Below are 25985 nucleotides of genomic sequence, written 5' to 3'. Positions count from 1 at the left end.
GCCCGCACCCGCCCCGCGTCAAGCATCCGGGCGGATCGGACCTCGCTACATGGCCGGGAGGCGCTCGCCCTGGACCAGTTCCATATCTAGTTCGACGCGCAGGGTCGCGCCGACCGCGGCGATGCCCGCGCGCACCATGGCGTTGTAGTCGATGGCGAAATCGTCACGGTGCAAGAGGGTTTCGGCGTGGAAGGCCACGCGTACGCCGCCCCAGGGGTCCGGGCCGTAGCCGCCGTAGGTGACGGCCAGTTCGACCGGGCGGGCGCGGCCGTGCAGGGTGAGTTCGCCGGGCATCACCCAGGTGTCGCCGCCGGTGCGGCGAAAACCGTTGCCCGCGAAGGTGATCAGCGGGAAGCGTTCGGCGTCCAGGAAATCCGCGGAGCGCAGGTGATCGTCGCGCATACCGACCCCGGTATCCACCGCCGCCGCCTTGATCTCGGCGTATCCGGTGGACCGCTCGAAGTTCGCGGCGATCTCCAATCGCCCGCTCACCTCGGCGAAACGCGCCTTGATACCGGCGATTCCGAGATGCCGGGCGGTGACCAGCACGGTGGAATGCGCCGGATCGATGGTCCACGGGCCGGGCGGCGGCAGCGCCACCGTATTCGCCTCGGGCTCGAGACGGACCTCACCGAGCGCACCGCCGCCGGTCGCGGCGATGCGCGCGAGCTGGGCCACCGGCTGATGACCGGGCGCGGTGACGACCGCGGTATGGGTACCGGGCGGCAGCGGCTCGGTCATCGCGACCCCACTCGCATCCGAGGTCGCACGCGCCAATTGCCGTCCGGTCAGATCGGTGACGATCAGCACCGCACCCGGCATCGGCCAACCCGCCGAACTCCGAATCCGGGCGGTGAGACCGGTCATGATCCCTCCGTTGTCCATTCGACGTCATCCTGCTCGGCCGCAACCGTACCCAGGTCGTAGCCCAGATGCATATCGTGCACGATCTCCCCGCCGGTGAGCCGAATTCGACTGTGTACCGCAGGATATCCGCGCGCGATGACCGTGTACCCGCCTTCGACGAGATCCGGCACCGTATAGCGGCCGTGCGCATCGGTGCGGGTGGCCCCGATCTCATTGCCCGCCGCGTCCAGAATGGTGACCGAGGCGTCCGGCAGCGCCCGGCCCTCGGCCCACACCGTTCCGGTCAGCATGGCCATCGCGGTCAGCTCCAGATCGAAATGCAGCAGTCCGCTGTCCGGCACCACCACCGAGGTGGCCTGCGGCCACATATGCGCGGCCGCCGCCACCAGCGTGTATGCCCCGGCGACGACGCCGTTGCAGAGATAACCGCCGTCGGCCCCGGACACCGCCGCGCCGACCACCTCGCCGCGCGCGTCGGTCAGCGTGATGCTCGCGCCCGCGAGCGGTCCGCCGCGACCGGCGATGCGAATGGTGCCGGACAGCTCGCCCGCGCTCTGCAGGGTGATATCGCGCTGCTGCGGGTGGGTGTCGATGGCGACATTGACCGCGGTCGGCAGATGCCCGGCCGCCGAGACGATCAGCACATAGCTGCCCGCCGCGGGCGGTTCGATGCGATAGCCGCCGCCGCTGTCCCCGGTGGCGCGCGAAACCTGGTGTCCGCGTTGATCGATCAGCGTCACCGCGGCATCGGGAATCGGGCGGCCGTCATCGCGGCGCACCTGCCCAACGATCGCGCGCACCCGCCCGGCGGCAGGTGCCGCGCCATTGGTCGCCGATGCCGCCACGGTGGCAACCTGTTTCGCCTGGAAACCGTCGGCCTCGGCGTGATTCGCCTCCGCCAGTACGGGTTCCGGCTGCGAGATGGCGCGCGCCGCCCCGTCCCACACCTGATCCTCGGCCCACTCCGCCTCGGAAACCGCTGCGGGATCGGCGGTTTGCGGCGCGGCGGGCGCGATGTCCTGAAGCGGGATCTCCTTCATGAACAGCAGCACGACGCACGCGACCAGCGCCACTCCGGCCGCCGCCCAGAACACCCCGTGCATGGCATCGGTGAAGCCGATCAGAATGGGATCGCGCACCATGGCCGGAAGTGTCGCGATACCAGCGGTATTGGACTGCACGCTGTCCAGCTTGGACGCGTCGAAACCGGGCGGCAGGTGACCGCCGAAGGCATCGATGATCTTGTTCGGCAGCAGATTGAACAGAATCGTCAGGAAGACCGCGACACCGAGCGTGCCGCCGACCTGCCGGAAGAAGGTCGCCGATGCGGTCGAGACACCCATATCCGAACGCGGACCGGCATTCTGGACCGCGATGATCAGCGTCTGCATACAGCCACCGAGCCCGAGCCCGATGATGCCGCTGTAGAGCAGCGGCTGCCACAGCGCGCTGTCGTAGTGCACCGTCGCGTACAGCGCACCGCCGCAGGCGATGATGAACGTGCCCGCCACCGGCAGAATCTTGTAGCGCCCGGTGCGTTTGGTGACCTGACCGGAAATGAGCGAGCCGATCATGATGCCCGCCACCAGCGGCAGCATCAGCAATCCGGCCTTGGTCGGCGAGAACCCGCGCACCACTTGCAGATACAGCGGCACCATCGAGATCGCGCCGAACATGGCGATACCGACGATGAACCCGCCGATGATGCATACGGTGAAGGTCGAATTCCGGAACAGCCGCAATGGAATCAGCGCGGCGTCCTTCATCAGGTATTCGACGCCCAGGAACACCACCAGGCCGATCACGCCGATGACGTAGCACAGGATCGAACGCCCCGAACCCCAGCCCCAGCCGCGCCCCTGTTCGGCGACGATCAGCAGCGGCACCACGCAAACACTCAGTGCCACAGCGCCGCCCCAGTCCACCCGGAGTTGGCGCCGCTCCTGCGGCAGATTCAGCACCTTGGCCACCACCACCAGCGCGATCACGCCGATCGGCACATTGACCAGGAACACCCAGCGCCAGCCCTCCAGGCCCCAGAGGTGATCGAACCCGGAGAACCAGCCGCCCAGCACCGGCCCGAGCACCGTCGCGATACCGAAGACCATCATGAAATAGCCCTGGTATCTGGATCTTTCGCGCGGCGGGACGATATCGCCGATGATCGTCATGGCCAGCGACATCAGCCCGCCCGCGCCCAGGCCCTGGAAGGCGCGGAACCCGGCCAGCTCGTACATGGAGGTGGCGAAGGTGCAGGCCGCCGAACCGATGACGAACAGCCCGATCGCGGTGAGGAAGAAGGCTTTTCGCCCGTAGATGTCCGCGAGCTTGCCGTACAGCGGGGTGCTGATGGTGGCGGTGATCAGGTATGCCGTTGTCGCCCAGGCCTGCTGGTCGAATCCGTGCAGGCTGTTGGCGATCTTGACGATGGCCACGCTGACGATGTTCTGGTCGAGCGCGGCCAGGAACATGCCCAGCAGCAGACCGGACAGAATGGTGAGGATCTGCCGGTGCGAGAGTTGCGGCGGACCGCCCGCCTGCTTTTCCGGTGACGCCTCGATCGTCGCACTTGTCATAGTTCGGGGACCTATTTCGATTCGATTGGCACAGTGGTTGTTTCGATGTCGTGCACGAGCCGGTCGAGCAGGTCGATCAGGGTCGCACGGTCGGCCGCGGGCCAGTCGGCCAGCAGGCCGGCCAGCCAGAGATTGCGCCGCCGCCGGTTCTCTGCGAACACCCGCTCGCCCTCGGCGGTGGCGGTCAGCACGCAGGCGCGGCCGTCGATGGGGTCGGCGCCGCGGGATATCAGACCGTGTGCGACAAGGGTTCTGGTCTGGCGGCTGATGGTCGAGATCTCCGCGTGCAGGAGTTCGGCGAGTTTGCCGGTGCGCTGCGGACCGTCGTGGACCAGACAGAAGAGCACGGCGTAGGCGAGTTGTTCCAACCCGTCCGGGCCATGCTTGACCACCCGATGTTTGGACCTGCCGATCGCCCGCATGAGGCGAACCAGCACGGAGCCGAGCTGATCGGCCGCATCGGGTTCGGTTGTGGCGCTTGGATCACGGGCGACGATCGCCATGATCGGTCCTTCACGATTACGCTTATTACTTAGCTACTACAACTACTTGCAGTGGCTAACTATACACGCGGCGGTTCCACCCGAACCAGACCCGATTGGAACGCGATCACCACCAGTTGCGCGCGATTCTGCACGCCCACTTTCGACATGGCGCGCTGCACATGGGTGCGCACGGTGAGCGGGCTGACGTACATCTTCTCGGCGATCTCCTCATTGGAGAGCCCCTCCGCCACCATGGCGACCACCTCGCGCTCGCGGGCGGTGAGCACCTCCAGGGATTCCGCGGCGCTGACCCGGCTTTCGGGCCGGGCCAGATAGCGCGCGATCAGGGTGCGGGTCGCGGTGGGCGAGAGCAGGGCGTCACCGGCGGCGACGGCGCGAATGGAACGCAGCAGCTCCTCCGGGCCCACATCCTTGCCCAGGAAACCGCTGGCCCCGGCCCGCAATGCCTGCGCCACATACTCATCCAGTTCGAACGTGGTCAGGATGAGCACGCGCGTCTCGCGCAATTCCGGATCGGCGCAGATCTCCTGGGTCGCGGTCAGCCCGTCGACACCGGGCATGCGGATATCCATGACCACCACGTCCGGACGCACCGCCTGCGCCAAATCGACCGCCTCGCGGCCGTTTCCGGCGATCCCGACCACTTCCATATCCTCGGCCGAATCGATCAGCAGCCGGAAGGTTCCGGCCAGCAGCGCTTGATCATCGGCCAGCAGTACCCGGATGGTCATGAATTGTCCTCGTGGTCAGGGGTTCTCGGAGGTTCCAGCGGAAGTTCGGTGGTGACTTCGAAACCGCCGTCCGGCCTGCGCCCGGCCCGCAGATGACCGCCGACCGAGACCGCGCGTTCGTTCATGCCGATCAGACCGTAACCCTGACTGTCGGAATCCTGCTCCGAATCCCGGTCGGCACGACCGTGTTCGGCGCTTTCACCGCCGCCGTCATCGCTGACACTGATGGTCAGCAGGATCCGGGAGTACACCAGCCGCACCGTCGCCGCCGCGGTGCCCGCATGCTTGGTGACATTGGTCAGCGCCTCCTGAATGATCCGGTACGCGGTCAGATCCGCGCCCGGCGACAGCGGGCGCGGCACCCCGGTGATCGACAGCGACAGCGTCAGCCCGGTGCGCTCGAACGAGGTGAGCAGCTCGGACAATTGCGCCAGCCCCGGCGTCGGCTCCAGCGGTGCGTCCGAATCATCCTCGCGCAGTAGGCCGACGGTCGCCTTCAGCTCGCGCAGCGCCGCCGAGGTGGTGCCCGCCAGCTGATCCAGCATCTCCTGGGCCTGATCCGGCTGACTGCGCAAAAGGTAAGCGGCCGTGGAGGCCTGGGCATGCGCCAGCGCCATATGGTGCGCGACGATATCGTGCAGCTCGCGCGCGATCCGCAGGCGCTCCTCGCCGACGCGCTGGCGCGCCTCCTCCTCGCGGGTGCGCTCGGCCAATTCCGCGCGCGCGTGCAGCGCGGCCAGATAGTTGCGGCGGCTGCGCCCGGCCTCGGCGAACGCGCCCGCCACCAGGACACCGGCGATCAACGTGATGCGGCCGCCGGTCAGCACCGGATGGAAATGCTGGAAGAACGAGGCGATCAGCAGCGCGGCCCCCGCCACCATCGGCCAGACCTTGGCCGTCCGAAGATCTTTCGACCAGTACCCGATCGAATACATGGCCACGAAGGACGCGCCCGCGGTCAACAGCGAGATCTCATAGCCCAGCGCCTCGATGACGATGCCGCACACCGTCGTGATCACCAGCACCGCGCGCGGAAACTCGCGCCGCAGCAGCAGCGCCAGCGACGCCGTCGCCGAGATGGCGAACACCGACATCGACGCCGGGCGCACCACCACCGGCCCCTGCCCGTTGCCGTGGTCGGCCAACCGGCTCGCATAGGTGGCGAGCACGCACAGCAGGATCGCGATGACCACGTCCACCACGCGGCTGTGCCGGCGCGGCCACTGCGACCATTCGGCGGTCATAGGTGTTCCTCCTCGTCGAGAACCCTAATCGGACTACCCCGAAGCGACCGATAGGCCGCCCACTCGGGACGGCCCATCGATGCGTTCGGATTCAGGCGCGAGCGGATTCGAGCTCCCGCTCCGGTTCCGCGATCGGCTTGCGGTTCAGGCTCTCGCCCTCCACATCCACATTCGGCAGGATCTTCGCCAGCCACCGCGGCAGCCACCAGGCCTTATCGCCGAGCAGCGCCAGCACCGCCGGAACCAGGGTCATGCGAACGATGAAGGCGTCGAAGAAGACCGCCGCCGCGAGACCCAGACCCATCATCTTGATCATCGCCTCACCGCCGCCGATGAAGCCGGAGAACACCGCGATCATGATGGCCGCCGCGGCCACCACCACCCGGCCGCTGTGCCGGAAACCAGTCACGATGGCGTCCTTGGCGCTCTCACCGTGCGCGTACGCCTCCCGCATCCGGGTGACCAGGAAGACCTCGTAATCCATCGCGAGCCCGAACACCACACCGATCAGGAAGATCGGCATCATGCTCATCACCGGTCCGGTCTGGTGCACGCCGATCAGACCGGCCAGCCAGCCCCACTGGAACACCGCCACGATCACGCCGAACGCCGCGCCCACCGAGAGCAGGAAGCCCAGCGCCGCCTTGATCGGCACCGCGATGGACCGGAACACCAGCATCAGCAGCAGGATGGCCAGGCCGACCACCACCGCCAGATACGGCAGCAGCGCGTCCGACATCTTCTGCGAGACATCGATATTCATCGCCGTCGCACCGGTGACCAGCACGGTCGCACCGGTCGCGGTCTTCAGCGCGGCCGCCTCGCCGCGCAGATCGTGCACCAGATCCTTGGTATCGGTGGACGACGGGCCACTGGCCGGAATCACATTGAGCATGGCCGCGTCACCGGCCTGGTTGAACATCGCGGGCGACACCTCGACCACGCCCTTGGTCGCGGTGAGGGTCTTGACCGCCTGATCCACGGCCCCCTTCGGATCGGCGACACCCTTGACGTCGATCGCGATCATCAGCGGACCGTTGAAGCCGGGACCGAATCCCGCGGCCAGCGCATCGTAGGCGCGGCGCTGCGTCGTCGAGGTCGGCTGCGCCTCGTCACCGGGCATACCGAGTTCCAGGCTCGTCATCGGCAGTGCCAGCACACCCATGCCGACCAGGCCGATCAACAGCACCGCCACCGGACGGCGCACCACGAATCGCGCCCAGCGCGTTGCCATTCCGGGCTTCTCATCGGGAATCTCGGTGGCGTTCAGGCCATTTCCGCTCGCCTGCCCCGCGATCGGCAGCACACGCCGGAAAGCCTTGGGCATGACCGCGTTCTGGAAGAAGCCGAGCAGCGCGGGCAGCAGGGTCAGCGCGATGGTGACGGCGACCGCGACGGTGCCCGCCGCGGCCAGACCCATCTTGGTCAGCATCGGAATACCGACCACGGCCAATCCGGCCAGTGCGATGACGACGGTCAGGCCCGCGAAAACCACTGCGGAACCGGCGGTTCCGACCGCACGTCCCGCCGCCTCCTGGGCGCTGTAACCCTCCGCGCGTTCGGTCCGGTACCGCGACACGATGAACAGCGCGTAGTCGATGCCGACCGCGAGCCCCAGCATCATGGCGAGCGTCGTCGTGGTGGTGGACATTCCGATGGTCACGATGGCGGCGATACCGACGCCGATGCCGATCAGCGCGGTCACCAATGGCAACCCGGCCGCGGCGAACGCACCGAAGGTGATCATCAGGACAATGGCCGCGATGGCGATACCGATGGCCTCGGTGGCCCCGCCCATTTCGGGCTTGGGTTGCAGCGCCGACCCGCCGACCTCGACGGTGACCCCGGACCCCTTGCCCGCGTCGATCGCGTTGGTGAGCGCGTCATGACTGGCATCGGTGAGCTGATCGCTGGTCACGTTGTAGCTCACGGTCGCGTACGCGGTCGTGCCGTTCTTGCTGACCGCACCGGTCTGGAACGGATCGAGCACGCCCTTCACCTGCGTGCCACCCGCGACCTCGGACACGATCTTCTCGACCGCCGCCTTATTGGCGTCCGAACCGATCTGCTGCCCGTCCGGTGCGACGAAGACGATGCGGGCTTCCGCCCCATCGGATTTGGTGCCCGGGAAACGTTCCGCGAGCAGATCGAACGCCTGCTGCGACTCCGTCCCCGGAATAGAGAACGTATCCGGCGGCGGAGTGGGCGCGCTGGCGGCCCCGGCCACCAGCGCCGCCATGATCCCCAGCCAGAGCACAACGACAAGCTTCCGCTTCTCGAACGCGAAGCGGCCCACCCGATACAGGAATTTCGCCATGTGACAATGCTCTTGGTCGGGGTCTGTAGTCGGCATCGTGCACGTGAAGGCCGTTGCGCGTACTGCATCCGCAGTACGTCCACCCCCGTCGTACGCGTTCCGCAGGCCTGGAATGCCGTCGAATGCCCCCGAGGTGGCAGGCTGTCCCCATGGCCGATGAACAAGAAGTACCGAACGGGAATCTCGAGGCCCCGGCCGACGAGACGCCCGAAGAGGCGACCAAGCGCAAGTTCCGCGAGGCGCTCGCACGCAAGAACGGCCACCACACGGAGGCCGGAGCCGCCCAGAGCAACGCCAAAGTCCGCGGCACCCGTGCTCAGGCCGGCGGTAAGCGCACCTTCCGCCGCAGGGCGGGCGGCTAACCCTCGGGTGTCCGCATGAGCGGGACGAGCCCCGCACCGGTGCTACCGGTGCGGGGCTTTTCTTGTTTCGGCACCGATTTCTTCCCCCGGCACCGATGAATTCGATGCGCGAGCGCGGTCTACACCTACAGTCCGCACTCTGTGTACCGGTCAGGGAGGAAACCTGATGACCACTTCCGCACTGCCGCCCATCGTCGACGCCGAATCCTGGCGGCGCGAACTCGACGCACTGCGCGTCCGCGAGAAGGCCGCCACGCGCGAGCTGGACGCCATCGCCGCTCAGCGCCGGCGGCTACCGATGGTGGAAATGCCCGATTACACCCTCGAAGGCGAGGAGGGTCCGGTCCGGCTGGCCGAAATCTTCGGCGACGCACCGCAATTGATCGTCTACAGCCATATGTGGTTCGACAACGAGGAATGGCAGTGCCCCGGCTGCACCGGATTCACCTCGCAATTCACCCGATTGGAGTTCCTGAACAACTACGACGCGCGCTTCGTCATCGTCACCCAGGGGCCCATCGACCAGGCCCTGGCCTATAAGCGGCGGGTCGGCAACAAGATGACCTGGTACTCCACCGCGAACAGCTCCTTCGGCGCGGATGTCGGCGCACCGCCCGGAGCCGGATTCGCGGTGAATGTGTTTCTGCGCGACGGGGATACGGTCTACCGCACCTGGCATACCGACGGGCGCGGCACCGAACAGCTCAGCCACGCCTTCCCGCTCATCGACCTGCTGCCCTACGGCCGGCAGGAGGAATGGCAGGACTCACCCGCGGGCTGGCCGCAATCCCCCACCTACAGCCGCTGGGGCAGTTCGAAGGATATCGCCGCCGCCTACGGCGAACCCGGAGCCTGAACCACTCCGTCCGCCCGCTGTCGCGTCGTGACCGGCGCGGCGGCGCGGCGGGCGGTGACCAGGTACAGGGCCACCAGCAGCACGCTGAGCCAGACATAGGAATCGCCGATGAAGTGCTGCCAGGGGGTCCAGTGCGTTTCCTTGCCGTCACCGCCCGGCAGCCAATTCTGCGGACCGTAGACGAAGAACGCGATGGTGATCGCGGTGACCAGATACCAGCCCGCCGCCGCACGCCACGGCAACCGGGTCGCGTACCCGATCATCGCGAGCACGGCCGGAGCGATCCACACCCAGTGGTGTGACCACGAGATCGGCGATACCAGCAGGGTGAAGACGGCATTGATGGCCAGCGCCAGCGGCGGGCGGTCCGCGGCCTGCCGCATGGCGGCCACCACCAGCGCCAGCACCAGCGCGCCCAGCACCAGCCACAGCAGCGTGAACAGCGGCTTGTGAATCCCGAAGCGCGCCAGCACCGCCTGAATCGACTGGTTGGTGTGGAACGCCGAACCACTCAGCCCGGACACATTGCCCATTCCGCCGAACCAGTACTCCGTCGAGGACTTGGGCATGATCGGGAAGGTCAGTACGGTCGCGGCCGCACCGGTGATCGCGGCGGTCGCGGCGGCCTTGTAATCGCGGCGGATCAGGAAGTACAGCACGAAGGCGGCCGGGGTCAGCTTCACCGCGGCCGCGATGCCGACCAGCATGCCGCGCTTCCACTTCGGCTTCTCGGTCAGGCAGTCGGCCACCACCAGCGCCATCAGCAGCAGATTGACCTGCCCGAAATCGAGCGTCGAGCGCACCGGCTCCAGCAGCAGCGCCAGCGGCGTCGCACAGGCGGTCGCGAACAGCGCCAACTCCCGGCGGCCCTGTTCCGGCCACACCCGGCGCGCGACCAGATACAGCGACAGCGCCAAAGCGACCACCGAGGTCACGAAGAACGCGAACCGCGCCGCGTCCCACGGCAGCAGCGCGAAGGGCGACAGAATCACCGCCGCGAACGGCGGATAGATGAACGGCAGCCCGATCCCGATGGTGGTCTGCGGTAGCTGCCCGTACAGATCACCGCCGTGCCGCAGCGTCTCGATGCCGATCCGGTACACCTGTAGGTCGATGAACCCACCGGTGATCTTGGAGAACGGCCAGACCGGCCGGGTCAGGCACAGGTACGTGAAACCCGACAGCAACGCCGGAAGCAGCCACAGCACCCGCCCGAAACGGCGGTCCAGCGACTTCGGCACATCTACAGCGGTGGAACTACTCATCCGCACGAAGAATACCGAGGTCGGCTGCGGCAATCGACCGGAGGCCGACCGGCACCGGAAAACTGGCCGGGAATGCCGGACGGCCGGTGCCGGAAACGGACTCAGTACGCGACCGTGAAGCGCTCACGAATGAACGAATCCCGCTGCACCGCGTCGACGATGGCGGACGCGTAATCGCCTACGCTGACCCGGCTTTCGCCATCGGCGTCCACGATGGGGGTATCGCGGGCCTCGGCCCGATAGCCGCCGGTGGCCTCCCCCGGAAGCAGATGCACCGGCGGCGGGCTGACATAGGACCAGCGCACCGCGGCCGCCGAACCCCGGAAAATCTCCAGCGCCTCGGACTGATCCCGCGCCGTCTCCAGATACTGGGCCGGGAAATCGGGCGAATCCACGAACCGCTGCCCCGGCGCGTACTCCAGGCTGCCGCCGCCACCGAGGAACACCAGCCGGTCCACACCCGCCGGCGGCAGCGCCTCCAGCAGCGCCGCCGCCCCGCGCGGCACCAGGTGATCCGGACCCTTGACGGCCACCACGACCGCATCGTGACCGGCGACGGCCTCCTTGATCGAGGCCGGATCGGTCACATCCACCCCGCCCCGATCGAGCGCGGTGACCTCGATGCCCCGGGCGCGCGCGGCCCGCACGACCGCGCTGCCGAGATTGCCGCGCGCGCCGATGACGGCGATCTTCAGGGGCTCGCGGCGCAGACCGTCGACGAAGTCCGCGATGAGCGCTGCGATCTCGGGCAGGTTCTCCTCCAGCGCGAAATGCCCGGTGTCGAAGAGATGCAGCGCGGCATCGGGCAGATCGCGCAGATAGGCGTGCGCCCCCGCCTCCGGGAAGAAGGCGTCATTGCGACCCCAGAGAATCAGCGCGGGCGGACGGTGCTCGCGCAGCCACCGCTGCCAGACCGGGTACAGCTCGAGATTGCTGTGATAGTTCAGCGCCAGCTCGATCTGCGCGTCCTTGCGGCCCGGCAGATCCAGGAAATGCTGATCCAGGGTCCAGCCGTCCGGCGCGATGAGCTCGGTATCGGTGGTGCCGCCCTCGTACTGGCTCCGGGTGACCGGCAGTTCCAGGATCTGCCGGACATTGTCCGCCGCGCCCGCGACCCCCGGCATATTGGCGCTCATCCCCCGGGCCATCTCGGACAGGCCGTCGTCATAGGCATTGGCGTTCTGAATGATCAGTCCCGCAATCCATTCCGGATGCCGGGTGGCCAGCCGGAACCCCACCGGACCGCCGAAATCGAAGGCGTACAGCACGAATCGATTCAGCTCGAGCGCCCGCACGAAGCCTTCGGCGATATCGGCGAGCCGATCGAAGGAATACTCGAAACCCGCGGGCACCTCGGTATGGCCGAACCCCGGATAGTCCGGCGCGACCAGCCGGTACCGCCCGCCGAGCGCGTCCATCAACCGCCGGAACTGATGCGACGCCGACGGAAAACCGTGCAGCAGCAGCAATACCGGCGCATCCGCCGGACCCGCGTCGCGATAGAAGACCCGCACCCCGTCGACCTCGACGAACCTGTGCCTGATGTGCGGAATATCCACTGCCGACCTCTCTGAAACACCTTCATCTATCCGGTCCACGATCAACTGTTCGCCCGACACGATCAAGGACGAATCACCCAAGGTTCGTTTATCGGTGGTTGATGATCACGAGGGTGTCCGCTATATCCCCGGCCCGCCGAATTCGATCAAGATCGGACATCTCGTACGAATCAGACGAAAGCTGTTGATTCACAGCATATTCGGAGCTTCGGCCGGGCGCACCGGCTGCGAGATTTCCAGGCCACCGTGCGAAACTCGTTCGCGATGCTCACCTACTTCGAAGCGATTGTCATCGGTGCGGTGCAGGGAGTCACCGAACTCTTCCCGATCTCCAGCCTGGGCCATTCGGTCCTGATGGCCGACTGGCTCGGGGGCGCCTGGCGCGAACTACCGCAGGACGACGAAAGCCCCACGGATACACCGTATCTGGCGTTCGTGGTGGCATTGCACGTGGCGACCGCAGTGGTCCTGCTGTGGCACTATCGGCGCGACTGGCGTTCCATCACAACGGGTTTCGCCATATCGCTGCGCACCGGGCGCGTGGATACCGTGCCGCAGCGGCTGGCCTGGCTCATCGTCGTCGGCAGCGTTCCGGTGGCGGTACTCGGCCCGCTGCTCCAGCATCCGCTGCACGAGCTGTTCTCCAGCCCCTTCGCGGCCGCGCTCTTCCTCACCCTCAACGGCGTGGCACTGATCGTCGGGGAGGCGCTGCGCCGCCGCAATGAACCCACACTCGCGGAATACGGGCGGCGCTTCGCCCGCCGGGAAACCCGCCGCTCGGTCTTCACCACCGCCGAACTGCCACGCCTGCAAGCGGATCGGCCGCTGGCCGCCCTCACCACCGTCGACGCCCTCGGCATCGGACTGGTTCAGGCCGGGGCACTGCTCACCGGTTTCAGTCGCGCCGGTCTGGCCATGGTCGGCGGTCTCTGGCGCGGCCTCGAACACGAGCACGCCGCCAAATTCGCCTTCATGCTCGCCACCCCCGCCATCCTGGGAGCGGGCCTGTACGACCTGCACGACCTGTCGGGCGCCTCCAGCTCCGATATCGGGCCGATCCTGCTGGGCGCCTTGGCCTCCGGCATCTCCTCCTGGCTCGCGGTGCGCTACCTCGAGCACCACTTCCGCACCCGAACCCTGCTCGTCTTCGCTCTCTACTGCCTGATCGCGGGCACCGTCTCACTACTGCACTTCGGCTGACGCCGACGGTCGGACGACGAAGGCCCGGTCCTGATGAACCGGGCCTCGACGGGAGTCGTCAGTGCGTGGGGCGCGTGGTCCATCTCGGATCACGCCACTGGCCGAGATCGAAGTAGAGGGTGGTCATGGAGTCCCACATGGTCGACCAGGACTGCTTGGGGTCCTGGCATTTCCACACCGAGACCATGCGATCGATGCCGGGGATGCCCATCGGGTCGTCGAGCCGGGCCACGCGTTCGACCTTGCCGAAGCGGGAACGCAGGTCGGGTTCGGCGGTGTCCAGGCCGACAAAGACCACCGTGGTGGCACTGTCCGGGGGCGGGCCGAAGAAGCCGAAGCCGCGGCTGGGGCTGTAGGTGGCGGGCAGGTCGTACCGGCCGCCCAGCTCCTCGATGGCGCCCGCCTGCCAATAGCCTTGGGCGACAATGGCGGAGTTCGATTTCTGTTCCGGCGTCAGGGTGTCGTACCCGGTGTCGACGGCCGCAACGAGCTTGTCCCAATTGGTGGTACCCCACAGGCCCGAGCGGAAGCCCAGGTCGATGGCGTCGTAGGTCTGGGTGCGCCAGCTGGACGGCAGCGGCATCAAGGTCAGCGTGCCGATATAGGTCACCACGGTGACCGCGATGAGCGGGATCATCGCGAGGTTCATCCAGCGCTTGCGGTCGAATTGCCAGAAGGTGACCGCACCGAGGGCGAACATGGCGGGGAAGAAGCCGGTCGGATAGTAGGGCCGGCCGTGCGTGATGATGACGAATACGGTCATGATGACGAGCGCGGCCGCGATGAAGCGGTACGGCCGCAGCGATTCCATCTTCCACACGCCCCAGAATCCGGCGGCGATCATCAGGGTGCCCAGGAATCCGGCCAGGCCGAGCCACTGCGGCAGGAATCCGATCGGACCGTAGCCGGTGGCGTCCTGTTCGGCGCCGATGATCTTGCCCATGGCCAGCTGCGGCCAGTTGTGCCGGGACTGCCAGATCAGAATCGGCACCAGGGACAGGGCCAGGATCGCACTCGCCATCCACAGCGCGGGGCGGCGCAGCACCTCCCGGGGACCGCAGGCGATGACCGCCAGGCCCAGGCAGGCCCAGACGATCGGGATCATCCACTTCACCTGCATATCCACCGCGGCCACGAGTCCCGCCACGATGATCAGCCGGTCCTGCCTGGTGCGAACCCAGCGGATGAGCAGCCAGGTGATCACGGCGGTGAGGGTGGCGTCGAAGGAGAAGGTGCTCAGGGCGACCTGGGTCACCACCAGGTAGGACGTCGCATAGGTGCCCGCGGCGAGCATCTGGACGCGGCGATTGCCGCGGAGTTCGTAGGCGATCAATGCCGCCACCACGATCGCGCCGACGCACATCAGCACGGCCGGGAATCGCAATGCGATCAGCGAACCGGGTGCCAGCACATCCGCTATCCGGGCGAAGAGCGGCACCACCACGCCCTGATCGGCGTAGGTGTAGTCGAGTCGCCGGCCGGAGGAAAGGAAATAGAGTTCGTCGCCGAAGAAGTCATAGCGGCCGGCCGTCACGGTCAGCGCTATCCCGGAGATCAATGCGATCAGGGCCACACCGCGGAAAGCGAACTGTGGATGAGGTGGATGAGTATGCCTATCCGAAATAACCTGTGGCTCGGCGCGAAGCGCAAAGACCGATGCCATGAACTGCCCCCAAGAGCTTTCCGACAGACGCGTTCGACGCCGCTACACGGTGGTGTCGCGCGCGATCTGTTCGCTGGTGAACCGATTCCTCCCCGGCAGCGAACTTGATGAGCGCGCACGCTCGGACCTGCTCGGATTGTGCAATTTTGTGAAATATTAGTTTGTATCACTGGAACCCGCAAATGGACCACGGGGGCTCGTGATAGCAGTTTGCTTTGAATGAATGTGACCCAGGTTACGAATTCCGACATTGCCCGCCGACGGCCGGGGATTCGATCCGGAGAAACGGAAATACCTGTTACTCGCCGGTTTCTATTCACGCAGTGTTCCTCAGTGGTGACAATGCGTGCCACATGCCCCCGAAACTATTGGCATGTCTTTGTTTTGAAAATATGTTATTTCACTAAGTGGGCACCAAGTCGATTCCAACGACGAAGGCCCGGTCCGTGTGGACCGGGCCTTCGTGTCAGTGGAGCTGCCGGGAATCGAACCCGGGTCCTCCGCCGCATTTTCAGGGCTTCTCCGTGTGCAGTTCGCAACGTCTCTACTCGGATCTCTCAGTCATGCGAACAAGCCGAGATGACGATCCCAGTCGCTGTTTGATGTTCCGTCCGACTCCGCGACCGAGCCGAACGGTAAGCCCTCTAGCTGATGCCAGTGACCGGGTCGAGGGCGAACCCGGGCTGACAGACACGCTCTACTGCTTAGGCAGCGAGAGCGTAGTCGCGCTGATTGGAATCGGCGCTTATAGGGTTGCAGCGACGCTTATACAGTGGTCTCCTGCCTGCACTGACACGCTTCCCCTGAATCAACGTACGCAGTCGAAACCGTTCAGCCCCGTCTGTGTTCACCGATTCGAGTGAACTGCCCGGCTCGCACCGGGCGATTCATATTAACACCACCCAAACAGCGGATCATCCCATTATCCGCGCGTCACGCGGGGTGTTCGCCACCGGCGAACCCACGCTCAGCGCATGCCCTTGATCCGGCGGCCGATCTCGCGGGTGACCTCGCGCTCGGCATCGCGCTTGGCCAGGTCCTGACGCTTGTCGTAGTCCTGTTTACCGCGGGCCAGCGCCAGCTCGACCTTCACCTTGCCGTCCGAGAAGTACATGGACAGCGGGACCAGCGTGAGGCTGGACTCCTTGGTCTTGCCGACCAGCTTGTCGATCTCGCGGCGGTGCAGCAGCAGCTTGCGCGTGCGCCGCGGCGCGTGGTTGGTCCAGCTGCCGTGCGAGAACTCCGGCACGTGCAGACCGCGCAGCCAGACCTCACCGTCATCGATCGTCGCGTAGGCGTCCACCAAAGACGCCTTCCCCTCGCGCAGGCTCTTCACCTCGGTACCCACCAGCGCGATCCCCGCCTCGTAGGTGTCGATAATCGCGTAGTTGTGCCGCGCCTTGCGGTTGCTGGCGATTACCTTGCGCCCCTTCTCCTTCATGCTCCCTCAATCGTCGCGTCGCCCGGCACGGAACACCTTCCGCACCGAGCTGTGTCCCGGGCGCCGATCCCGGCCCCGGTCGAACCGCTGTCGTCTTTATCGCGACCCAGAGTAATGGCCGCGGCCGACCGATTATTCCGGAGCGCGGACCCTGCTCCGTGCCGGGACTGCTGCCCACCACACCGGTTACGAGGCCGCGACCCAACGCTCTACTCCGGGAGCCGCGATCCGATCCCCGCGTCGAGCACGATCTTCGCGCCTGGCGCGGTGGCGACCTGCAAGGTGCGCAGGCGCAGCAGCGCCGGGTGCTCGTCGAGCAGCTTGGCGGTATTGGCCAGCGAACGCAGTGCGGCCGCCTCGGCGCGGGCCCGCTCCAATTCGGCACGACCGCGCTCACGGGCCAGCACCGTCTCCAGTGCGGCCTTGCGCAGCTCGCCCGGCAGCATCAGATCCTTGGCCCGAAGCCCGGATACCTTGATACCCAGGTGCTCGACCGCCGTGGCTACGCGCTGCACGTCACCGTTGAGGAGCGCGCGATCGGCGACCAGCTCATCGAGCGTGTGCGCGGCGATCAGATCGCGAACGGCTTCCTGGATCGCGCCGTAGAGCACGGGTTCGGCGAATTGCGCGCCGGTGGTGAAGGCCACCGGATCGATGACCACCCAGTCGGCGGCGTAGCTCACCCGTACCGAGAGGCCATCGCGGGTGAGCAGTTCCTGCCCGCCCACCTGCAGCAGGCGCGGGCGCATATCGACGCTGACCAGCGTGCAGCGTTCAGCGTCGTATCGGTGCCGTCCCGGTTCCAGCACCCGCTCCAGCATCCCGTCCCGGTACAGCAGCGTGCGCTGCCAATCCATAACGGTCGCATAGGTATTGGTGAACATCTTCAGCTTCGTCATATCAACCTCCTTGCCGCGCCTGATGATTCGGTGACGACCGGATACGCCCTGCCCGGCACGGTGTACGGCGGGAGCCTCCCCCGTCCGCGGACGGAGAGCTCGCAAAGCCGCACGACCGCGAACATCCGGGCAGGGCGCATCACGCTAAGGAGTCGAACCTCGGCAGATCGAAGACCTGCGTCACCAGAAAGTTGACCGCAACCGATATGGGGAACGCGCTCCGGAGATTCCGGTGCGCCCCTGACTCGCGGCCGACTTCCAAGGTATCCAGAACATCCCGATCCACGCGACCGATTTAATCGCGCCCCCGGAAATGCGAAAACCCCAGCCGATGGCTGGGGTTTCGTTGTAGTCCCGACGGGATTTGAACCCGCGCTACCGCCTTGAGAGGGCGGCGTCCTAGGCCGCTAGACGACGGGACCAAGGTCGCTCACGATCAACATCCGGAAGATTCCGACGCCCACCGTGGCAGCTCCGAAAGCTTATCGCGCTCCCGCCCAGCAACCAAATCCGCTGCCAGCGGCCTTGGACACACTCCGCGGCCACCGCCGGCCGGATCGGGTCAGCCGAAGTCGGGTGGTAGTTCGTCGAAGTCGGGGGGCATGTCGTCGGGCCAGGGGACGTCGTCGTAGGGCGAGGGCGCCACGGCGGGGGTCGCAGCGGGACGGCCGCCGGGGCGGGACGGGGGCGGTGCGGACCGGGTGGCGCTCGGCTGCGGTTTGGATCCGACAGCGGGATCGCTCGGCGCGGCCACGGCCGGGCGAGCGGTGGATCCGGTTGCGGGCGGGGCGGATTCACGCGCCGGGGTGGCGGCTGGAGCGCCGAAGCGGCTCGCGGGGCGGGCCGGGTTCGCGGGGGCCGCCGGAGCGGACGGCGATTCGGAGGCACCGCCCGCGATCACCTCGAGGACGCCTTCGCCGTATTTGGCGCGCTTGTTCTCGCCGATGCCGGAGATGGTGCCGAGGTCGGCGAGGGTTGCCGGTTTGCGGGCGGCGATTTCGCGCAGGGTGGCGTCGTGGAAGACGACGTAGGCGGGGACGCCCTGTTCCTTGGCGGTGGCGCCGCGCCAGGTGCGCAGGCGTTCGAAGAGGTCGGCATCGCCGGGGGCCAGGTCGGCGGCGGGGCGGGAACCCTTGGCGGACTTGGCGGTTCGGGCGGGCTTGGTGCGTTCGGGTTCGCGGCGGAGTTTGACCTGGCGGCCCTCGAAGAGCACCTCGTTGGAGGAATCGGTGAGGGTGAGCACACCGTAGTCGCCGTGCACGGCGAGCAGGCCCTGGGCCAGGAGTTGGCGGACCACGCCGCGCCATTCGATATCGCGCAGGTCCGCGCCGATGCCGAAGACCTTGAGTTCATGGTGGGCGTGCTGCTCCACCTTGGGGTTTCGCTTACCGATCAGGATGTCGACGATATGGCCCGCGCCGAAGCTCTGCCCGCGTTCGCGTTTGAGCCGCAGGATGGTGGAGAGCACCTTCTGCGCGGGCACGGTGCCGTCCCACGATTCGGGGGCGTTGAGGCAGGTGTCGCAGTTACCGCAGGGTTCCCCCGGCTGCCCGAAGTACGCGAGTAGCTGGGTGCGGCGGCATTCGACGGTTTCGCAGAGCGCCAGCATGGCGTCCAGATGCAGCTGCAACTGACGGCGATGCATGGCATCGCCCTCGGAGGAGTCGATCATCTTGCGTTGCTGCACAACATCACTGAGGCCGTAGACCATCCACGCGGTGGAGGATTGGCCGTCACGGCCGGCACGGCCGGTCTCCTGGTAGTAGCCCTCCACCGATTTCGGCAGATCCAGATGCGCGACGAAACGCACATCGGGTTTGTCGATGCCCATGCCGAAGGCGATGGTGGCGACCACGACCAGCCCGTCTTCACGCAGGAACCGCGACTGGTTCGTCGCGCGGGTGCGATTGTCCAACCCCGCGTGATACGGCACCGCCGTCACCCCGTTGGCGGACAGGAACGCGGCCGTCTTCTCCACCGAATTGCGCGAGAGGCAGTAGACGATCCCGGCATCCCCGGCGTGCTCGCTCTGAATGAATGCCAGCAGCTGCTGTTCCGGCCGGTTCTTACCTTCGATCCGGTATTGGATATTGGGCCGGTCGAAGCTGGCCACGAAATGCTTGGCGTCGGTGAGATCGAGCCGCTCGGCGATCTCCTTGCGCGTGGCCGCCGTGGCCGTGGCGGTCAACGCGATGCGCGGCACGTCCGGCCAGCGCTGATGCAGCATGGACAGCGCCAGATAGTCGGGCCGGAAGTCGTGGCCCCACTGCGAGACACAGTGCGCCTCGTCAATGGCGAACAGCGCGATCTTGCCGCGATCGAGCAATTGCGCGGTGGATTCCAGCCGCAATCGCTCGGGCGCGAGGTAGAGCAAATCCAGCTCCCCCGCCACGAACGCCGCCTCGACCGCGCGCCGCTCATCCGGGAACTGGGTGGAATTCAAGAAGCCCGCGCGCACGCCGACAGCGTTCAGCGCGTCGACCTGATCCTGCATGAGCGCGATGAGCGGTGACACCACCACGCCCACACCCGGCCGCACCAGCGCGGGAATCTGATAGCACAGTGATTTACCGCCGCCGGTGGGCATGAGCACCAGCGCATCCCCACCCGAGATGACCTGCTCGACAATCGCGCGCTGCGGCCCGCGGAAACTGTCGTAGCCGAACGTCTTCTGCAGAACCTGGTGCGCCGCAGCGCTTTCCGCATCCATAGCGGCTGCGTTGGCTGCGACGGTCTCGACCTCCGGTGCACTCACCCGCGCAATCCTACGGATCCCGCCCGACACCCGTTTCGCCTTCCGCACACGATGCGCAACTTCGCACCCCCACCCGCCCGGTTCACGAGGTATGCGAATCCCGGGCGGGCGTGAGCGATCTCACTCGCGGACGTAGTACCGCAGTGCGGCGTAGGCGGCGAGTGCCGCGAATCCGATGCCGATCGGCGTGACGATCAACGCCACGGTGGCGATATCGTCGCCGGTGATGCGCGGCAGCACTTGATCATTGAACAGACTGCCGAGCGCCCGGTTGATCACCAGCGGTTGCGCGATGAACAGGCCGCCGATGGCCAGCGCCGAGCCGATGGCCGCCGCGAACACCGCTTCCAACAGGAACGGCAGCTGGGTGTACCAGCGCGTCGCGCCGACCAACCGCATGATCCCGACCTCGGTCTTGCGCGCCAGCGCCGCGACCTGCACCATATTCGCGATCAGCAGCAGCGCCGCCAGCGCCTGCAACGCCGCCAGCCCGAAGGCCGCATTGCGAAGTCCGACAAAGAAACTCACCAGCCGGTCGACGATGTCCATATCGTTCAGCACCGTCATGACGCCGGGCCGTTTGGCGAAATCGTCATAGATGGACCGGTATTTGGTCACATCGTTGAGCTTCACCCGGAACGACGCGGGCAGTCCGTCCTTGCTCACCTCGTCGGCGAGTCCGGGCTGATCCTTGAAGGTGGTCTCCTTGACCTCCTTCACCGCGTCCACACTGTTGACGAACTGCACGCTCGCCACATCGCCGTGCTTCTTCAGATCGGACATCAGCGTTTTGCAGGGTTCCTGCGTGCAGTCCAGATCCGTGCGCGAGACGTCGTCGTCCAGATACAGCCGGATCTCGACCCGCTGGACGTAGTAGTCCTGGATCTTGTCCGCCATGCGCACCGCGAGCAGGCCACCGCCCAGCATGGTGAGCGAGACCGCGGTGGTCAGGATCATGGCGATGGTCATGGTGATATTGCGGCGCAGGCCGGTGAAAACCTCACCGAAAAGGAATCCGAGGCGCATTACCGGCCCACCCCGTAGACGCCCATCTCCTCATCGCGGACCAGTCTGCCGCGATCCAACTCGACCACCCGCCGTCGCATGGCGTCGACGATGGTGTTGTCGTGGGTGGCCATCACCACCGTGGTGCCGGTGCGGTTGATGCGCTCGAGCAGGGTCATGATGTCGGCGCTGGTCTCGGGATCGAGGTTGCCGGTGGGCTCGTCGGCGAGCAGTACCAGGGGCCGGTTCACGAAGGCACGGGCCAGGGCCACGCGCTGCTGTTCACCGCCGGACAGCTCACTGGGCAGGCGATCGGCCTTGCCGGAAAGTCCCACCATATCGAGCGCTTCGGGCACCGCGCGGTGGATGAAGGTGCGCGATTTGCCTATCACCTCCAGCGCGAAAGCGACATTCTGCTCGACCGATTTCTGTTGCAGCAGCCGGAAATCCTGGAACACACAGCCGATGCGCTGCCGCAGTTTGGGCACTTTGCGGGCCGGTAGCCTATCGACCCGGAAGTCGGCGACCCAGACTTCGCCGGCGGTCGGCTTCTCATCCTTGAGCAGCAATCGCATGAAGGTCGACTTACCGGATCCCGATGGTCCGATCACGAAGACGAACTCACCTTTTCCGATGTCGACCGAGACGTTGTCCAGGGCGGGCCGCGTCGAGGTCTTATAGGACTTGGTGACGTTCGCCAGGGTTATCACGGGAGCCCAGTCTAGCGAGACGTGACCGTTACCCGGCCACGCCGCGCAGACACGCCGTTAGCGGGCGGATGGCTCAGTTGGGCCAGACATCGGGTTGCTGAGTACCGAGTTCACGAAGGCCGGATAGTCCGGCCCCGTGGTGGTTTCGGGTTTCACGAACAGGTAGAGAACGAACGTGGCGACCCAGACCGTAATGAGGATCGCCGTGGACTTACGTGTTTTCACTCAAACCCTCCCGGCGGAGCGCCGCGGCCACCCGCACCCGCAGCTCACGACCGACTTCGAACTGTTTGCCCGGCAGTGTCCGGGCCACCATCTTGATATTGACCTGATTGACCGTGAGATCTTCGACACCCATGACACTGGGCTCGTCCAGCAGCAGGGTCTTCAGCTTGCGATCGGCGAACGCTTTCGCACCCACCTCTCGCAAGATCTCATTGACCTTGTTGATATCGGAGGTCGCGGGTACGGGCACGTCGATGGCGGCACGCGCCCAATCCTTCGACAGGTTGGTCACTTTCACGATCTGGCCATTCGGCACGATGATCACTTCACCGTCGACGCTGCGCAAGGTGGTGACGCGCAACGTGACGTCCTCGACCGTACCCTCGGCCTCCACGCTGGAGCCAGTGACGGCGATGCGCACGACATCACCGAAGCCGTACTGCCTTTCGGTGATCAGGAAGAATCCGGCGAGCAGATCCTGCACCACGCGCTGTGCGCCGAAACCGAGCGCCGCGCCGAGCACCGCCGCCGGGGCCACCAGGCCGCCGAGCTGGAATCCCATGCGGCGCAACACTTCCAGCGCCACCAGGAAATACACGATGGACAGCACGACCCAGGTGATGACCTGCGCCAGCGCGTGCCGGTGTTTGGCCGCCTCCGACCGCACCAGCGAATCGCTGCTGCGGAAGGAGGTGTCGATCTTGCGGGTGATCCGGTCGCGCACGTAGGTGGCCGCACGCGAGAACAACATCGCACCGACGATGAGCAGCACGATCTCGAGACCGCTGGACCGGAGCCAATTACCTAGATCGGCGCCGGTATTCGCGGCCAGAATCGAAACCATATGAATTACCCCTGGGTGGTCGACTGCTCCCGCATCCGCCAGCGGATTCCGGATTCGATGAAGCCATCGATATCGCCGTCGAGCACGGCCGAGGGATTGTTGACCTCGTAGCTGGTCCGGAGATCCTTGACCATCTGATACGGGTGCAGAACGTAGGAGCGCATCTGGTTGCCCCAGGACGCGCCCTCATTGGTCTTGAGCGCGTCCATCTGGGCGCGCTCTTCCTGCCGCTTGCGCTCCAGCAGTTTGGCCTGCAGCACGCGCATGGCCGAAATCTTGTTCTGGAGTTGGGATTTCTCGTTCTGGCAGGTGACGACGATGCCGGTCGGAATGTGCGTCAGGCGCACCGCCGAGTCGGTGGTGTTGACCGACTGACCGCCGGGACCCGAGGACCGGTACACATCGACGCGCACCTCGCCGTCCGGGATCTCGATGTGGTCGGTGGTCTCCACCACGGGTAGCACCTCGACCTCGGCGAACGAGGTCTGGCGACGACCCTGGTTGTCGAACGGACTGATGCGCACAAGTCGGTGCGTACCCATTTCCACCGACAATGTGCCGTAGGCGTAGGGCGATTTCACAGCGAAGGTCGCGGACTTGATGCCCGCCTCTTCGGCGTAGGAGGTGTCGTAGATCTCGACGCTGTACTTGTGCCGTTCGGCCCAGCGCACGTACATGCGCATCAGCATCTGCGCCCAGTCGGCGGCGTCCACGCCACCCGCGCCCGAACGAATATTGACCAGCGCCTCACGCTTGTCGTACTGGCCGGACAGCAGGGTGCGGACCTCGAGGGCCTCCACATCGCCGTGCAGGGTGGCCCGTTCGGCGTCCGCGTCGGCGAGAGCGGAGGCGCGCGCGTCGCCCTCCTCGTCCTCGGCGAGTTCGTACAGCACCGGCAGATCCTCGAGCCGCTGGCGCAGCTCCTGGACGCGGCGCAGTTCGCTCTGGGCGTGCGAGAGCTCGCTGGTGACGGCCTGGGCGTGGTCCTGGTCGTTCCAGAGTTCGGGATCAGCGGCCTGCTGTTCCAATTCGTCGATCCGCCGGACCAATTCCTCGATGTCGAGCACCGACTCGATGGTCTTCAGAGTCGAGTCGAGTTCGGCCAGGTCAGCGGAGACGTCAGGATGCACGGTTGTCAAGGTTACCGCCCCTTTCAAGGTCGATGAACAAAGGGAGATCGGCCGCGTGCGCCGCGGCCGGTGGGCGGACGGGACCGCCGGAGAGGTTCGATGGGCGCGCGGCGGCGCACGCTCACGCGCGCAACGGCCGCGCCACGGTCAAGTCGGGGCGGCCGATGCGGCGAAGTGCGGAGTTGTCGCGGGGGCGGCTCTTCAACCGGCGACGGCGCGCAGGCTGCCGGGTTTGCGGCCGACGAGGGTGTCCAGCGCGGCGGCGGTGGCCTCGTCGGCGGGCAGGTAGACCATGACGTACTGGTCGTCGTCGGCCGAGAGGTGCAGGGTTTCGTAGGCCAGGCGAAGCATTCCGGCTTCGGGGTGCAGCAGGCGGCCGACGCCGTTGTGATCGGGCAGGCCGGGGATGGTGTCCAGGCGCCGGGTGAAGTCCTCACCGGCGGTAATGGTGAGTTCGTCCATGAGGACGGCCAATTGGGGATCCGAGCGGCCGGGCCCCTGTTTGAGCGAGGCGACGCATTTGTCCGCCTTGTGTTCCCAATCCGGGTACACGGTGCGGGCACGCGGATCGGCGAGGACGAAGCGGGCGTAACTGCCGGGGTCGCCGCCGTCCAGTAGGCCGAGCGGGGCCATCAGGCTGCGATAGCCCTCGGTATAGGCGAGTATCTCGCTGAGCCGGTTCATCACGACCGCGGGTGCGGGCTCGAGTTGATCGAGAATGGCTCGAATGGCGGGGCGCACCTGTCGGTTCGGGCCGCCGCCGCCCATGCAGCTGAATCCCGGATCCGCACCCTTGCCGAGTTGATGCAGATGCACCCGCTGGGTCCTGGTCATGCGGAGCGCGTCGGCGAGGGCGGACAGCACCGACGCCGATGGCCGCCGATCGCGTCCCTGTTCCAGCCGGGTCAGGTATTCGACGCTGACCCCGGCGAGGGTGGCGAGTTCGGAGCGACGCAGTCCGGGTGTGCGGCGACGCACTCCGGCGGGCAACCCCACCTCGACGGGCGTGGTCGCCTCCCTGCGGTTGCGCAGGAACAGCCCCAGCTCGTTGTCGCTCACGCTTCGACGGTACCAAGGTTCGCGCGGCCGAGACTGTCCCTGCCACTACCACTCTCGGCACGGTCTCCCTGGGTGGCGCGGTGGGCCGCAGAGTCGTTGGTGAGCGGCCGTCCGGTCGCGGCGCATTCGAAGGAGTTCCCATGAGCAGCACAGCTCCCCGCCTCGCGGTGATCATCGGCAGCACCCGGGAGGGGCGTTTCGGACCGGTGCCGGCGGCCTGGTTCGCGAAACAGGCACGGCGGCACGGGGTTTTCGAGGTGGATGTCATCGATCTGGCGGATTATCCACTGCCGCATGAACTTCCGGCGGTGTCGCCGATGGTCGAGCCGAATCCGCCGCGTCCGGCGGGCACCGCGGAGTTGACCGCGCGACTGGATGCTGCCGATGCGGTGGTGATCGTGACGCCCGATATCAACGCCAGCTATCCGGCGTCGTTGAAGACGGCCATCGACTGGCATTTCACGCAGTGGCAGCGCAAGGTGATCGGCTTCGTCGGATACGGCGGCAGCAGCGGCGGGTTGATGGCGATCAATCATCTGCGGCATGTGTTCACCGAGCTCAACGCGCACACGGTGCGGGAGTATCTGATCTTCCCGAAGTTCTTCCTGCTCTTCGGCCCGGACGGCGAGCTGCTCGATCCGGCGGCGCCGGAGGCGGCGGCCGCGGCCATGCTCGACCAATTGCGCTGGTGGTCAAGCGCTCTGGCGAATGCGCGCGAACTCAGCGTGTCCGCGTGAACCGGCTGCGACCGGCTGCGATGCGGGTGGCGGC

The 25985-nt window shown here is 66.4% G+C and carries 21 protein-coding genes, 1 tRNA gene and 1 other RNA gene; 4 read left to right on the top strand and 19 right to left on the bottom strand.

Annotated features, from left to right (window positions below; all coding sequences use genetic code 11):
• Nucleotides 1-45: 45 nt before the first annotated feature.
• The 6 genes from ACFVUS_RS35900 to ACFVUS_RS35875 all read right to left on the bottom strand — a co-directional run bounded on the left by ACFVUS_RS35900 (nucleotide 46) and on the right by ACFVUS_RS35875 (nucleotide 8241).
• A complete protein-coding gene (locus ACFVUS_RS35900; protein ID WP_387777073.1) occupies nucleotides 46-867 on the bottom strand; it encodes a YceI family protein in 822 nt (273 codons plus the stop codon).
• Nucleotides 864-3443 (bottom strand): MFS transporter, encoded by a 2580-nt coding sequence (locus ACFVUS_RS35895; protein WP_387777070.1) that lies wholly within the window; start codon nucleotides 3441-3443, stop codon nucleotides 864-866. Before ACFVUS_RS35895 ends, ACFVUS_RS35900 begins: the two co-directional genes overlap by 4 nt.
• 11 nt (nucleotides 3444-3454) lie before the next feature.
• A complete protein-coding gene (locus tag ACFVUS_RS35890; RefSeq protein ID WP_387777067.1) occupies nucleotides 3455-3946 on the bottom strand; it encodes a MarR family winged helix-turn-helix transcriptional regulator in 492 nt (163 codons plus the stop codon).
• Between the two features lie 59 nt (nucleotides 3947-4005).
• Nucleotides 4006-4680, bottom strand: coding sequence for a response regulator (locus tag ACFVUS_RS35885; RefSeq protein WP_387777064.1), 675 nt, complete (start codon nucleotides 4678-4680; stop codon nucleotides 4006-4008).
• Nucleotides 4677-5924: a sensor histidine kinase gene (locus ACFVUS_RS35880; RefSeq protein ID WP_387777061.1), complete on the bottom strand. Its 1248-nt coding sequence runs from the start codon at nucleotides 5922-5924 to the stop codon at nucleotides 4677-4679. Before ACFVUS_RS35880 ends, ACFVUS_RS35885 begins: the two co-directional genes overlap by 4 nt.
• A 91-nt stretch (nucleotides 5925-6015) precedes the next feature.
• Nucleotides 6016-8241: an MMPL family transporter gene (locus tag ACFVUS_RS35875; RefSeq protein ID WP_387777058.1), complete on the bottom strand. Its 2226-nt coding sequence runs from the start codon at nucleotides 8239-8241 to the stop codon at nucleotides 6016-6018.
• A 149-nt stretch (nucleotides 8242-8390) separates the two neighbouring features.
• Between ACFVUS_RS35875 and ACFVUS_RS35870 the strand changes: the two genes are divergently transcribed.
• Nucleotides 8391-8603 (top strand): DUF5302 family protein, encoded by a 213-nt coding sequence (locus ACFVUS_RS35870; protein ID WP_387777055.1) that lies wholly within the window; start codon nucleotides 8391-8393, stop codon nucleotides 8601-8603.
• 166 nt (nucleotides 8604-8769) lie between these two features.
• On the top strand, nucleotides 8770-9459 hold the full coding sequence (locus ACFVUS_RS35865) for a DUF899 domain-containing protein (protein WP_387777052.1): 690 nt from the start codon (nucleotides 8770-8772) through the stop codon (nucleotides 9457-9459).
• Here the strand turns inward: ACFVUS_RS35865 and ACFVUS_RS35860 are convergent.
• Complete coding sequence (locus ACFVUS_RS35860) at nucleotides 9438-10724, bottom strand: glycosyltransferase 87 family protein (protein ID WP_387777049.1); 1287 nt, start codon at nucleotides 10722-10724, stop codon at nucleotides 9438-9440. The two genes, ACFVUS_RS35865 and ACFVUS_RS35860, sit on opposite strands and share 22 nt — an antisense overlap.
• Before the next feature lie 101 nt (nucleotides 10725-10825).
• Nucleotides 10826-12283, bottom strand: a complete 1458-nt coding sequence (locus ACFVUS_RS35855) for an alpha/beta fold hydrolase (protein WP_387777046.1) — start codon at nucleotides 12281-12283, stop codon at nucleotides 10826-10828.
• A gap of 264 nt (nucleotides 12284-12547) precedes the next feature.
• Between ACFVUS_RS35855 and ACFVUS_RS35850 the strand changes: the two genes are divergently transcribed.
• On the top strand, nucleotides 12548-13483 hold the full coding sequence (locus ACFVUS_RS35850) for an undecaprenyl-diphosphate phosphatase (protein ID WP_387777043.1): 936 nt from the start codon (nucleotides 12548-12550) through the stop codon (nucleotides 13481-13483).
• A gap of 58 nt (nucleotides 13484-13541) precedes the next feature.
• Here the strand turns inward: ACFVUS_RS35850 and ACFVUS_RS35845 are convergent, their stop codons facing one another.
• The 11 genes from ACFVUS_RS35845 to ACFVUS_RS35795 all read right to left on the bottom strand — a co-directional run bounded on the left by ACFVUS_RS35845 (nucleotide 13542) and on the right by ACFVUS_RS35795 (nucleotide 25214).
• Nucleotides 13542-15056, bottom strand: coding sequence for an ArnT family glycosyltransferase (locus ACFVUS_RS35845; protein WP_387777040.1), 1515 nt, complete (start codon nucleotides 15054-15056; stop codon nucleotides 13542-13544).
• Nucleotides 15057-15613: 557 nt separating this feature from the next.
• Nucleotides 15614-15985, bottom strand: a transfer-messenger RNA (tmRNA) gene (gene ssrA / locus ACFVUS_RS35840).
• Nucleotides 15986-16113: 128 nt separating this feature from the next.
• Nucleotides 16114-16587: an SsrA-binding protein SmpB gene (smpB, locus tag ACFVUS_RS35835; protein WP_364639102.1), complete on the bottom strand. Its 474-nt coding sequence runs from the start codon at nucleotides 16585-16587 to the stop codon at nucleotides 16114-16116.
• A 209-nt stretch (nucleotides 16588-16796) separates the two neighbouring features.
• Nucleotides 16797-17486 carry a slipin family protein gene (locus tag ACFVUS_RS35830; protein ID WP_387777036.1) on the bottom strand — a complete coding sequence of 230 codons (690 nt, stop codon included), beginning with the start codon at nucleotides 17484-17486 and terminating at the stop codon, nucleotides 16797-16799.
• A 349-nt stretch (nucleotides 17487-17835) separates the two neighbouring features.
• Nucleotides 17836-17908: transfer RNA gene (locus ACFVUS_RS35825), tRNA-Glu, on the bottom strand.
• 140 nt (nucleotides 17909-18048) lie between these two features.
• Nucleotides 18049-20241 carry a DNA helicase RecQ gene (gene recQ / locus ACFVUS_RS35820; RefSeq protein WP_387777033.1) on the bottom strand — a complete coding sequence of 731 codons (2193 nt, stop codon included), beginning with the start codon at nucleotides 20239-20241 and terminating at the stop codon, nucleotides 18049-18051.
• Between the two features lie 120 nt (nucleotides 20242-20361).
• A complete protein-coding gene (gene ftsX, locus ACFVUS_RS35815; protein ID WP_387777030.1) occupies nucleotides 20362-21267 on the bottom strand; it encodes a permease-like cell division protein FtsX in 906 nt (301 codons plus the stop codon).
• Nucleotides 21267-21956 carry a cell division ATP-binding protein FtsE gene (ftsE, locus tag ACFVUS_RS35810; RefSeq protein WP_387777027.1) on the bottom strand — a complete coding sequence of 230 codons (690 nt, stop codon included), beginning with the start codon at nucleotides 21954-21956 and terminating at the stop codon, nucleotides 21267-21269. Before ftsE ends, ftsX begins: the two co-directional genes overlap by 1 nt.
• 211 nt (nucleotides 21957-22167) lie before the next feature.
• A complete protein-coding gene (locus tag ACFVUS_RS35805) occupies nucleotides 22168-23025 on the bottom strand; it encodes a mechanosensitive ion channel family protein (RefSeq protein ID WP_387777024.1) in 858 nt (285 codons plus the stop codon).
• 5 nt (nucleotides 23026-23030) lie between these two features.
• Entirely contained in the window at nucleotides 23031-24155 is a 1125-nt protein-coding gene (gene prfB, locus ACFVUS_RS35800; RefSeq protein WP_375966496.1) for a peptide chain release factor 2, read from the bottom strand.
• Nucleotides 24156-24356: 201 nt separating this feature from the next.
• Complete coding sequence (locus ACFVUS_RS35795; protein WP_387777021.1) at nucleotides 24357-25214, bottom strand: helix-turn-helix transcriptional regulator; 858 nt, start codon at nucleotides 25212-25214, stop codon at nucleotides 24357-24359.
• 140 nt (nucleotides 25215-25354) lie between these two features.
• Between ACFVUS_RS35795 and ACFVUS_RS35790 the strand changes: the two genes are divergently transcribed.
• Nucleotides 25355-25951, top strand: a complete 597-nt coding sequence (locus ACFVUS_RS35790) for an NADPH-dependent FMN reductase (protein WP_387777018.1) — start codon at nucleotides 25355-25357, stop codon at nucleotides 25949-25951.
• Nucleotides 25952-25985 lie beyond the last annotated feature (34 nt).

Origin of the sequence: Nocardia sp. NPDC058058 (assembly GCF_042885355.1) — a bacterium.
Classification (GTDB): Bacteria; Actinomycetota; Actinomycetes; order Mycobacteriales; family Mycobacteriaceae; genus Nocardia.
Note: the sequence above shows the minus strand (reverse complement) of the source record. Positions and strands in the feature narration are given on the sequence as shown.